This is a genomic window from Enterobacter sp. DC4, from assembly GCF_000568095.1.
Taxonomy (GTDB): Bacteria; Pseudomonadota; Gammaproteobacteria; order Enterobacterales; family Enterobacteriaceae; genus Enterobacter; species Enterobacter pseudoroggenkampii.
Window position 1 is genome coordinate 407651 of record NZ_AZUB01000001.1, and the last position, 12156, is coordinate 419806.

A 12156-nucleotide genomic window follows, 5' to 3' on the forward strand; every position below is an offset into this window, starting at 1 on the left:
CCTTTTTGGTTCCTTTTTTGACCATATAGCAGGTGATTACCGGTGATATTACACCAGAGAGGTTCATTCTCCGCGCGGGTGTGACAAAATAGCGGTTTTGCAGTTAGCGAGTGGAACTCTCCCAATGCGGGATCGCAATTTTGATGACATCGCGGAAAAGTTTTCGCGCAACATTTATGGCACCACGAAAGGGCAGCTCCGTCAGACGATCCTCTGGCAGGATCTGGACACCATTCTGGCTACCTTTGGCGGTCAAACGTTGCGCGTGCTGGACGCCGGTGGCGGTGAAGGGCAGACGGCGATAAAAATGGCCGAGCGCGGCCATCACGTCACGCTTTGCGATCTTTCTGCTGAAATGGTCGCCCGCGCGACGCGTGCGGCAGAAGAGAAAGGTGTGAGCGACAACATGCATTTTATACAATGCGCCGCTCAGGACATCGCGCAGCATTTGGAAACCCAGGTTGATCTGATATTGTTTCATGCGGTGCTGGAGTGGGTTGCCGATCCGCAAAGCGTGTTACAAACCCTGTGGTCGATGTTGCGCCCGGGCGGCACGCTGTCGCTGATGTTCTACAATGCTAACGGCTTCCTGATGCACAACATGGTTGCGGGAAACTTCGACTATGTTCAGGTCGGGATGCCCAAAAAGAAAAAGCGCACGCTTTCCCCGGACTATCCGCGCGATCCACAGCAGGTTTATGGCTGGCTGGAAGCGATTGGCTGGCAGATTGTCGGGAAGACGGGCGTCAGGGTGTTTCATGATTATCTGCGTGAAAAACACAAACAGCGTGACTGTTTTGACACCTTAACAGAATTGGAAACGCGGTATTGCCGTCAGGAGCCTTTTGTCAGCCTTGGCCGCTATATTCACGTCACCGCGCACAAGCCGCAGATGCAAGGATAACCTATGAGTGAATTTTCCCAGACAGTCCCCGAACTGGTTGCCTGGGCCAGGAAAAACGATTTCTCCATCTCGCTGCCGGTAGACAGACTCTCTTTCCTGCTGGCGGTCGCCACGCTGAACGGCGAGCGGCTGGATGGTGAAATGAGCGAGGGTGAACTGGTGGATGCGTTCCGCCACGTCAGTGATGCGTTTGAGCAAACCAGCGAAACCATTAGCGTGCGTGCCAACAACGCGATCAACGATATGGTGCGTCAACGTCTGCTGAACCGCTTTACCAGCGAGCAGGCGGAAGGAAACGCCATCTATCGCCTGACGCCGCTGGGCATCGGCATCACCGATTACTATATTCGCCAGCGTGAATTTTCCACGCTGCGTCTTTCCATGCAGCTGTCGATCGTGGCGGGTGAGCTTAAGCGCGCCGCCGACGCGGCGGATGAAAACGGTGACGAATTCCACTGGCACCGTAACGTCTACGCGCCGCTGAAATATTCGGTGGCGGAAATCTTCGACAGTATCGATCTCACCCAGCGCCTGATGGACGAACAGCAGCAGCAGGTGAAAGACGATATCGCGCAGTTACTGAATAAAGACTGGCGAGCGGCTATCTCCAGCTGTGAACTTCTGCTGTCAGAAACCTCCGGCACGCTGCGCGAACTCCAGGATACGCTGGAAGCCGCAGGGGACAAGCTGCAGGCTAACCTGCTGCGCATCCAGGACGCGACGCTGGCGCATGACGATCTGCATTTTATCGACCGTCTGGTATTCGATCTGCAGAGCAAACTCGACCGCATTATCAGCTGGGGCCAGCAGTCGATCGACCTGTGGATCGGCTACGACCGACACGTGCATAAATTTATCCGTACCGCGATTGATATGGATAAAAACCGCGTCTTTGCCCAGCGTCTGCGTCAGTCGGTGCAGACCTATTTCGATGCGCCGTGGGCGCTGACCTACGCCAATGCCGATCGTCTGCTGGATATGCGCGACGAAGAGATGGCGCTGCGCGATGAAGAGGTGACCGGTGAACTGCCACCGGATCTGGAATACGAAGAATTTAACGAAATTCGCGAGCAGCTTGCGGCGATGATCGAAGAACAGCTCGCTGTCTACAAAACCAGACAAGTGCCGCTGGATCTTGGGCTCGTGGTGCGCGACTATCTGGCGCAATATCCGCGCGCGCGCCACTTCGACGTTGCCCGCATTGTGGTAGACCAGGCGGTGCGCCTGGGCGTCGCGCAAGCAGATTTCACCGGACTGCCGCCGAAGTGGCAGCCAATTAACGATTACGGAGCCAAGGTACAGGCGCATGTCATTGACAAATATTGAACAAGTGATGCCAGTTAAGCTGGCACAGGCGCTGGCGAATCCGTTATTTCCGGCGCTGGACAGCCAGCTGCGTGCCGGTCGTCACATTGGCTTAGACGAGCTGGATAATCACGCCTTTTTGATGGACTTTCAGGAGTACCTGGAAGAGTTTTACGCACGCTACAACGTGGAGCTTATTCGCGCGCCGGAAGGGTTTTTCTACCTGCGTCCACGCTCCACGACGCTGATTCCGCGTTCCGTGCTCTCGGAGCTGGATATGATGGTCGGCAAAATTCTTTGCTACCTCTATCTCAGCCCGGAACGTCTGGCGAATGAAGGGATCTTCACCCAGCAGGAACTTTACGACGAGCTGTTGACGCTGGCAGATGAGAGCAAACTGCTCAAGCTGGTGAACAACCGCTCCACGGGGTCGGATCTTGACCGTCAGAAATTACAGGAAAAGGTTCGCTCTTCCCTGAACCGTCTGCGTCGTCTGGGGATGGTCTGGTTTATGGGCCACGACAGCAGCAAATTCCGCATCACGGAATCTGTCTTCCGCTTTGGCGCCGACGTGCGTGCGGGTGATGACGCGCGTGAAGCGCAGCTTCGCATGATCCGCGACGGTGAAGCGATGCCGGTGGAAAACCATTTGCAGCTCAATGATGAGCATGAAGAGAATCTGCCGGATAGCGGGGAGGAAGAGTAATGATTGAACGCGGTAAATTTCGCTCACTGACGCTGATTAACTGGAACGGCTTCTTTGCCCGAACGTTCGATCTGGATGAGCTGGTCACGACGCTCTCCGGCGGTAACGGAGCGGGTAAATCCACCACCATGGCGGCCTTTGTCACGGCGCTGATCCCTGACCTGACGCTGCTTCACTTCCGTAACACCACCGAAGCGGGGGCCACAAGCGGTTCCCGTGATAAAGGCCTGCACGGGAAGCTGAAGGCCGGCGTCTGTTATTCGGTTCTGGACGTCATTAACTCCCGTCATCAGCGTGTGGTGGTGGGCGTACGCCTGCAGCAGGTTGCTGGCCGCGACCGTAAAGTGGATATCAAACCGTTTGCGATCCAGGGGCTTCCAACGTCCGTGCAGCCAACGGCGCTGCTGACGGAAACCCTGAACGAACGTCAGGCGCGTGTGCTGACGCTGCAGGAGCTGAAAGATAAGCTCGAAGCTATCGAAGGCGTACAGTTCAAACAGTTCAACTCGATTACCGACTACCACGCGCTGATGTTCGATCTGGGCGTGGTAGCGCGTCGTCTGCGCTCGGCATCAGACCGTAGCAAATACTACCGCCTGATCGAAGCGTCTCTGTATGGCGGTATCTCCAGCGCCATCACCCGCTCCCTGCGCGACTACCTGCTGCCGGAAAACAGCGGCGTGCGTAAGGCCTTCCAGGATATGGAAGCGGCGCTGCGTGAAAACCGCATGACGCTGGAAGCGATTCGCGTTACCCAGTCCGACCGCGACCTGTTTAAACACCTGATCAGCGAAGCCACCAACTATGTGGCGGCGGACTACATGCGTCACGCCAACGAGCGACGCGTGCATCTTGATCAGGCATTAGAATATCGCCGCGAGCTGTTTACCTCGCGTAAACAGCTGGTGGCCGAGCAGTACAAGCACGTCGAAATGGCGCGCGAGCTGGGTGAGCACAACGGTGCAGAAGGCGACCTGGAAGCCGATTACCAGGCCGCCAGCGATCACCTGAATCTGGTGCAGACCGCGCTGCGTCAGCAGGAAAAAATCGAGCGCTATGAAGCGGATCTCGACGAGCTGCAAATTCGTCTCGAAGAGCAAAATGAAGTGGTGGCCGAAGCCGCCGACATGCAGGAAGAGAACGAAGCCCGCGCCGAAGCGGCCGAGCTGGAAGTGGATGAGCTGAAAAGCCAGCTTGCCGATTACCAGCAGGCACTTGACGTGCAGCAGACGCGAGCGATTCAGTACACCCAGGCATTGCAGGCATTACAGCGTGCGAAAGAGCTGTGCCATCTGCCTGACCTGACGCCGGATAGCGCCGACGAGTGGCTGGATACCTTCCAGGCCAAAGAACAGGAAGCCACCGAGAAGCTGCTCTCCCTCGAACAGAAAATGAGCGTCGCGCAAACGGCGCACAGCCAGTTTGAGCAGGCTTATCAGCTGGTGGTCGCAATTAACGGCCCGCTGGCGCGTAACGAAGCCTGGGACGTTGCCCGTGAACTGCTGCGCGACGGTGTGAACCAGCGCCATCTGGCCGAACAGGTTCAGCCGCTGCGGATGCGTCTGAACGAGCTGGAACAGCGCCTGCGCGAGCAGCAGGAGGCCGAGCGTCTTCTGGCGGAATTCTGCAAGCGTCAGGGAAAAAATTACGATTTCGACGAGCTTGAGGCCCTGCATCAGGAGCTGGAAGCGCGTATCGCGGCCCTGTCCGATACCGTATCAAACGCCAGCGAACAGCGTATGACGCTGCGTCAGGAGCTGGAGCAGATTCAGTCCCGTTCGAAGACGCTCTTGCAACGAGCGCCGGTCTGGCTGGCGGCTCAAAGCAGCCTGAATCAGCTCAGCGAACAGTGCGGCGAGCAGTTCGAATCCAGCCAGGAAGTGACCGAATACCTGCAGCAGCTGCTGGAGCGCGAGCGCGAAGCCATTGTTGAGCGTGACGAAGTCGGCACGCGCAAGCGTGAAGTCGACGAAGAAATTGAACGCTTAAGCCAGCCGGGCGGTGCGGAAGACCCGCGCCTCAATGCCCTGGCGGAGCGTTTTGGCGGCGTGCTGCTGTCCGAGATTTACGACGATGTCGGTCTGGACGACGCGCCATACTTCTCCGCGCTGTACGGTCCATCCCGTAACGCGATTGTGGTTCCGGATCTGTCGCTGATTTCTGAGCAGCTTGCCGGCCTGGAAGATTGCCCGGAGGATCTCTACCTGATCGAAGGGGATCCGCAGTCGTTCGATGACAGCGTCTTCAGCGTCGACGAGCTGGAAAAAGCGGTGGTGGTGAAAATCGCCGACCGTCAGTGGCGTTATTCCCGCTTCCCTGAGCTGCCGCTGTTTGGCCGCGCCGCGCGCGAAAGCCGCATCGAAAGCCTGCACGCCGAGCGTGAAACGCTGTCTGAACGTTTCGCGACCCTGTCGTTTGACGTGCAGAAAACCCAGCGTCTGCACCAGGCGTTTAGCCGTTTTATCGGCAGCCATCTGGCCGTGGCCTTTGAAGCTGACCCGGAAGCGGAAATTCGCAAGCTCAATACCCGCCGTGGAGAGCTGGAGCGGGCGATTGCCAGTCATGAAAGTGATAACCAGCAGAGTCGCGTGCAGTTTGAACAGGCGAAAGAGGGCGTCGCGGCCCTTAACCGCATTCTGCCGCGCCTGAATCTGCTGGCGGATGACACGCTGGCTGACCGTGTGGATGAGATCCAGGAGCGCCTGGATGAAGCGCAGGAAGCCGCGCGTTTCGTTCAGCAGCACGGCAATCAGCTGGCGAAGCTGGAGCCCGTCGTATCTGTACTGCAGAGCGACCCGGAACAGTTCGAGCAGTTAAAAGAAGATTATGCCTGGTCACAGCAGGTGCAGCGCGAGGCGCGTCAGCAGGCGTTTGCCCTGACGGAGGTGGTGCAGCGTCGCGCCCACTTCGGCTACTCCGATTCGGCAGAAATGCTGAGCGGTAACAGCGACCTGAACGAAAAGCTGCGTCAGCGCCTTGAGCAGGCGGAAGCTGAACGTACTCGCGCCCGTGAAGCAATGCGCAGCCACTCCGCTCAGCTGAACCAGTACAACCAGGTGCTGGCCTCGCTGAAAAGCTCCTTCGACACCAAGAAAGAGCTGTTAAACGATCTGCAGAAAGAGCTTCAGGACATCGGCGTGCGTGCCGACAGCGGGGCAGAAGAGCGCGCGCGTATTCGTCGTGACGAGCTGCATTCGCAGCTCAGCAATAACCGTGCGCGTCGTAATCAGCTGGAAAAAGCGCTGACCTTCTGCGAAGCGGAAATGGATAACCTGACCCGTCGCCTGCGCAAGCTGGAGCGCGACTACTTTGAGATGCGTGAGCAGGTTGTGACCGCGAAGGCGGGCTGGTGCGCGGTGATGCGCATGGTGAAAGACAATAACGTTGAGCGTCGTCTGCACCGCCGTGAACTGGCATATCTCTCAGCCGACGAGCTGCGTTCCATGTCGGATAAGGCGTTGGGTGCGCTGCGTCTGGCGGTGGCGGATAACGAACACCTGCGCGACGTGCTGCGTATGTCGGAAGATCCAAAACGTCCGGAACGTAAAATCCAGTTCTTCGTGGCGGTTTACCAGCACCTGCGCGAACGTATTCGTCAGGACATCATCCGTACCGACGATCCGGTTGAAGCCATCGAACAGATGGAAATCGAGCTGGGTCGCCTGACGGAGGAGCTGACCTCCCGCGAGCAGAAGCTGGCGATCAGCTCCCGCAGCGTAGCGAATATTATTCGTAAAACCATTCAGCGCGAACAGAACCGTATCCGCCAGCTGAACCAGGGCCTGCAGAGCGTGTCGTTTGGCCAGGTGAACAGCGTGCGCCTCAACGTCAACGTGCGTGAAGCCCACGCGACGCTGCTGGAAGTGCTGTCTGAGCAGCACGAGCAGCATCAGGATCTGTTCAACAGCAACCGTCTGACCTTCTCCGAAGCGCTGGCGAAGCTGTATCAGCGCCTGAATCCACAGATTGATATGGGCCAGCGTACGCCGCAAACCATCGGTGAAGAGCTGCTGGATTACCGTAATTACCTGGAAATGGAGGTAGAGGTAAACCGTGGCTCAGACGGCTGGCTGCGTGCGGAATCCGGGGCGCTCTCTACCGGTGAAGCGATCGGTACCGGGATGTCAATTCTGGTGATGGTCGTACAGAGCTGGGAAGATGAAGCGCGCCGTCTGCGCGGCAAAGACATCTCGCCATGCCGACTGCTGTTCCTGGATGAGGCGGCGCGTCTTGATGCCCGCTCCATTGCCACGCTGTTCGAGCTTTGCGAACGTCTCGATATGCAGCTCATTATTGCGGCGCCGGAGAACATCAGCCCCGAGAAAGGCACTACCTACAAACTGGTGCGCAAAGTGTTCCAGAACAGCGAACACGTTCACGTTGTGGGGCTGCGTGGCTTTGCGCCGCAGCCACCAGAGTCATTGCCGGAAACCACAGCCGACGCTTCCTGAAGTATCTTCTGACCCGAAGCGGCGCCCTGGCGCCGCTTTTTTTTTAAACTTAACTTGTGCTTAGGGCTGCGTTATCTTTAAACTTCTTTACATAAGGTAAGGCAACAGCTTAGCCGTCTACCTATAATGAAAGAAAGCCCCAACGTGATGGGCATGTCGTGAAAACAGGGGGCAAGGGATGTTGCTTAAGAAAGAATGTGGTCGTCAGCTGTCGGCGCTAAGTTTATGCCTGGCAGTGATGTTTGCTCCACTGTTAACCGCCCAGGCCGACGAGCCTGAAATTGTGCCGACTGACAGCTCGGCAACGACAGGCGCACAGCCTACGTCGTTGTCCCAGCCGCTGGACCAGTCTCCGGCGACGGCTATCATGGCCGGTATTAAACCGCTGCCGGAAGGCATCGACGCCGAATCGCTCAGTCAGCAGCTGCAGTCAGGGCTGCCGTCAGGCTACACGCCTGTCTATATCAATCAGCTCACGCTCCTCTATGCTGCCCGTGATATGAAACCGATGTGGGAAAACCGCGATGCCGTGCGCGCCTTCCAGCAACAGCTGGCGGAGGTCGCGATTGCAGGGTTTCAGCCGCAGTTTACAAAATGGGTTGAGCTGTTAACCGATCCTGCTGTCACCGGGCAGGCGCGGGACGTGGTGCTTTCCGATGCCATGATGGGCTACCTGCAGTTCGTGGCGGGTATTCCTGTCAATGGCAACCGCTGGCTGTACAGCGATAAACCTTACAAACTGGCGACGCCAGCGCTGTCGGTGATTAATCAATGGCAGCTAGCGCTGGATAATGGCGAACTGCCGCGCTTTATCGCCAGCCTGGCACCGACGCACCCACAATATGCCACTCTGCACCAGTCGCTCCTCGCGCTGGTGGGGGACACGCGTCCGTGGCCGCAAATGCGCGGTACCGCGACGCTGCGTCCGGGGCAGTGGAGCAGCGATGTGTCCGCCCTGCGCGAGATCCTGGTGCGTTCCGGTATTCTGGAAGGCGGGCCAAAGATTGCTCTCCCGGGTGATGATCCACAGAACGTCGCCGTCAGCCCGTCAGCTCCCGTGAAAGAGAAGAAAGCCGATGTCCTGAGCAGCAAACCCGCGGCTTACGATCGCGAGCTGGTTGCGGCCGTTAAGCAATTCCAGGCCGCTCAGGGGCTGGGGGCCGATGGCGTCATTGGCCAGACGACGCGTGACTGGCTGAACGTATCGCCTGCGCAGCGGGCAGGGGTGCTGGCGCTCAATATCCAGCGTTTGCGCTTGCTGCCGGGAACGCTCTCTACCGGGATTATGGTTAACATCCCGGCGTATTCCCTGGTCTATTACCAGGACGGTAGCGAAAAACTGGCGTCGCGCGTGATTGTCGGGCGTCCGGATCGTAAAACACCGATGATGAGCAGCGCGCTGAATAACGTGGTGGTAAACCCGCCGTGGAACGTGCCGCCGACTCTGGCGCGAAAAGACATTCTGCCGAAGGTCTGGAACGACCCGGGTTATCTGGAACGTCATGGCTATACGGTGATGCGTGGATGGAACAGTAAAGAGGCCATCGATCCTTATATGGTCGACTGGTCGACGATCACAGCGTCAAATCTGCCGTTCCGTTTCCAGCAGGCTCCCGGGGCGCATAACTCTTTAGGGCGCTACAAATTCAATATGCCGAGTTCAGAAGCTATCTATCTGCACGATACGCCGAACCACAACCTGTTCCAGAAAGATACCCGCGCGCTGAGTTCTGGCTGCGTGCGCGTGAACAAAGCCTCGGAGCTGGCCAATATGCTGCTTCAGGATGCGGGCTGGAACGATACGCGTATTTCGGATGCCCTGAAGCAGGGGGATACGCGTTACGTTAATATTCGCCACAATATTCCGGTCAATCTTTACTATCTGACGGCGTTTGTGGGCGAGGACGGGCGTACCCAGTATCGTACAGATATTTACAATTATGATCTCACCGCGCGATCCGGCGCACAAATTTTGCCAAAAGCGGAACAATTAATCAGGTAAATGAAGCAGTTCGGGAAAAATGATTGTCGTAAGTTATGGTGAATAAGGGGCTATATCGCTGCAAGCCGCGTATTCACTGGGGTTGGGCGCCTTGACGTACCTGGTTTTGCCAGTTATGGTGCCCTTCGTGCGCTAAGCATATTACGATTTCTTTTACCTGTAGACCTGATTATCATGGACAAATTTGACGCTAATCGCCGCAAACTGCTGGCGTTAGGTGGCGTTGCGCTCGGCGCAGCGGCCATCCTGCCGACGCCAGCATTTGCCACCCTCTCGACACCTCGTCCGCGAGTTTTAACGCTCAACAATCTTCATACCGGTGAGTCGCTAAAAGCGGAGTTTTTCGATGGCAGAGGCTATATTCAGGATGAATTAGCAAGACTTAACCATTTTTTCCGTGATTTCCGCGCGAATAAAATAAAAGCCATCGATCCAGGACTGTTTGATCAGATTTTCCGCCTTCAGGGCCTGCTGGGCACCAGCAAGCCGGTGCAGCTCATTTCTGGCTATCGCTCGATTGATACCAACAATGAACTGCGCGCCCACAGTCGCGGGGTAGCGAAAAAAAGCTATCACACGAAGGGACAGGCAATGGATTTCCATATTGAAGGCGTTTCGTTAGCCAATATTCGCAAAGCTGCGTTATCTATGCGCGCAGGTGGTGTAGGATATTACCCCAGCAGCAACTTTGTACATATTGATACCGGTCCGGTTCGGCACTGGTAATAACGAAACACAGGAGCAGTATGAACTATCGTATTATTCCGGTTACCGCGTTCTCCCAGAATTGTTCATTGATCTGGTGCGAACAGACTAAACTGGCCGCGCTTGTCGATCCCGGCGGTGACGCTGAGAAAATCAAGCAGGAAGTCGCAGCAAGCGGCGTCACGCTGATGCAGATTTTGCTCACTCATGGTCATCTTGACCATGTAGGTGCTGCCGCTGAACTGGCTGAACACTACGGTGTGCCGGTGATCGGCCCGGAAAAAGAAGATGAGTTCTGGCTGCAGGGGTTACCCGCCCAAAGCCGCATGTTTGGCCTTGATGAGTGTCAGCCCCTGACGCCCGATCGCTGGCTGAACGAGGGAGAGCGCGTTAACGTAGGGAATGTGACTTTACAGGTGTTGCATTGTCCTGGGCATACGCCAGGCCATATCGTCTTCTTTGATGACCAGTCTCGTCTGCTGATTTCCGGCGATGTGATCTTCAAAGGTGGCGTAGGACGCAGCGATTTTCCGCGCGGCGACCACGGGCAGCTGATTCAGTCGATTAAACAAAAGTTATTGCCGCTGGGTGATGACGTTACGTTTATCCCTGGGCACGGTCCGATGTCGACGCTGGGCTATGAACGGCTCCATAACCCGTTCCTTCAGGATGAAATGCCTGTCTGGTAACCCGAATAAAAAAAAAGCCTGCATAACGCAGGCTTTTTTTATGGGCGCAAATTACAGTACGGCGACAATCGCTTCGCACAGCGGCGCCATGTTGTCAGGCGTCATGCCTGCAACGTTCACGCGGCCAGAGGCCACGGCGTACACGCCAAACTCTTCACGCAGACGCAGAACCTGCTCTTTGGTCAGGCCGCTGAACGAGAACATGCCGTTCTGTTTGATGATAAAGCTGAAGTCGCGGTCTGCGCCTTTCTCAGCCAGGGTGTTCACAAACAGCAGGCGCATGCGCTGAATACGCTGGCGCATATCGTTCAGCTCTTGTTCCCAGATAGCGCGCAGCGCATCGTTGCTCAGGATAGTGGCAACAACAGACGCACCGTGTGCCGGTGGGTTAGAGTAGTTAGCGCGGATAACCGATTTCATCTGGCTGAACGCACGATCGACGGTCTCTTCGTTAGCAGCAACCAGCGTACAGGCACCCACACGCTCATTGTACAGACCGAAGTTCTTGGAATAAGAGCTGGCGACAATCAGCTCCTGATGCACGGCTGCGAACGCGCGCAGGCCTTCGGCATCTTCTTCCAGACCACGGGCGAAGCCCTGGTAGGCAAAGTCAAACAGCGGCAGCCAGCCGTTCTCTACGGACAGCTTCGCCAGGTGTTGCCACTGCTCAAGCGTCGGATCGATACCGGTTGGGTTGTGGCAGCAGCCGTGGAACAGCACCACGTCACCTGCCTGCGCTTCGCCGAGGCTCGCCAGCAGGCCGTCAAAGTCCAGAGAGTGGTTTGCCGCGTCGTAGTAGGCGTATTCACGCACTTCCAGACCCGCAGAGTTAAACACGCTCTTGTGGTTCGGCCAGCTTGGGTTGCTCACCCAGACACGCTTAACAGAGGTGTTTTTCGCAAGGAAATCCGCCGCCACGCGCAGCGCACCGGTACCGCCCGGAGTCTGTGCTGTACGGGCACGTTTGTCACTCACAATTGCACTGCCTTTACCGAACAGCAGCTCCTGGGTGCAGCGACCAAATTCAGGGATACCATCAATACCGAGGTAGTTTTTGGTGGTTTCGTTTTCCAGCAGATACTGCTCAGCTTTCTTAACGCTGGTCAGTACCGGAGTTTTGCCGGTTTCATCTTTATATACACCAATACCCAGGTTGATTTTGCCAGGGCGGTCGTCGGCACGAAACAGATCGGCCAGGCCCAGAATAGGGTCGGCAGGAGCGGCGGTAATGTTCTCAAACATGACGAAGTTCCATTGTGATTACAGAAGTGAAATCCGCTATCAGGTTAACGGTAGATTTACAAAATGCCAACCGTTTGCGACGAAAAGCGTGCGGCTTTTCAAAAGTCGCCATTATTTTCTGTCACGCATAAAAAAACAGGGCCGAAGCCCTG

General features: G+C 56.6%; 8 protein-coding genes. 7 read left to right on the forward strand and 1 reads right to left on the reverse strand.

The window, feature by feature from the left end:
* The first annotated feature begins 124 nt into the window (after window positions 1-124).
* The 7 genes from cmoM (at window position 125) to P349_RS22040 (ending at window position 10762) form a co-directional block, all read left to right on the forward strand.
* On the forward strand, window positions 125-904 hold the full coding sequence (cmoM, locus tag P349_RS22070) for a tRNA uridine 5-oxyacetic acid(34) methyltransferase CmoM (RefSeq protein WP_032649174.1): 780 nt from the start codon (window positions 125-127) through the stop codon (window positions 902-904).
* 3 nt (window positions 905-907) lie between these two features.
* Complete coding sequence (gene mukF / locus P349_RS22065) at window positions 908-2230, forward strand: chromosome partition protein MukF (RefSeq protein WP_024907787.1); 1323 nt, start codon at window positions 908-910, stop codon at window positions 2228-2230.
* Window positions 2211-2915 carry a chromosome partition protein MukE gene (gene mukE / locus P349_RS22060; protein ID WP_008499954.1) on the forward strand — a complete coding sequence of 235 codons (705 nt, stop codon included), beginning with the start codon at window positions 2211-2213 and terminating at the stop codon, window positions 2913-2915. Before mukF ends, mukE begins: the two co-directional genes overlap by 20 nt.
* Window positions 2915-7366 (forward strand): chromosome partition protein MukB, encoded by a 4452-nt coding sequence (mukB, locus tag P349_RS22055; protein WP_032649171.1) that lies wholly within the window; start codon window positions 2915-2917, stop codon window positions 7364-7366. The genes mukE and mukB overlap by 1 nt, the downstream gene beginning before the upstream one ends.
* 178 nt (window positions 7367-7544) lie before the next feature.
* Complete coding sequence (ldtD, locus tag P349_RS22050) at window positions 7545-9368, forward strand: L,D-transpeptidase (RefSeq protein ID WP_032649170.1); 1824 nt, start codon at window positions 7545-7547, stop codon at window positions 9366-9368.
* A 174-nt stretch (window positions 9369-9542) separates the two neighbouring features.
* Window positions 9543-10094 (forward strand): YcbK family protein, encoded by a 552-nt coding sequence (locus P349_RS22045; RefSeq protein WP_023335137.1) that lies wholly within the window; start codon window positions 9543-9545, stop codon window positions 10092-10094.
* 20 nt (window positions 10095-10114) lie between these two features.
* Window positions 10115-10762 (forward strand): MBL fold metallo-hydrolase, encoded by a 648-nt coding sequence (locus tag P349_RS22040; protein WP_023311009.1) that lies wholly within the window; start codon window positions 10115-10117, stop codon window positions 10760-10762.
* A 51-nt stretch (window positions 10763-10813) separates the two neighbouring features.
* On the opposite strand, the gene aspC is transcribed toward P349_RS22040, so the two are convergent.
* Window positions 10814-12004: an aspartate transaminase gene (gene aspC / locus P349_RS22035; protein WP_032649167.1), complete on the reverse strand. Its 1191-nt coding sequence runs from the start codon at window positions 12002-12004 to the stop codon at window positions 10814-10816.
* Between the last annotated feature and the right edge of the window lie 152 nt (window positions 12005-12156).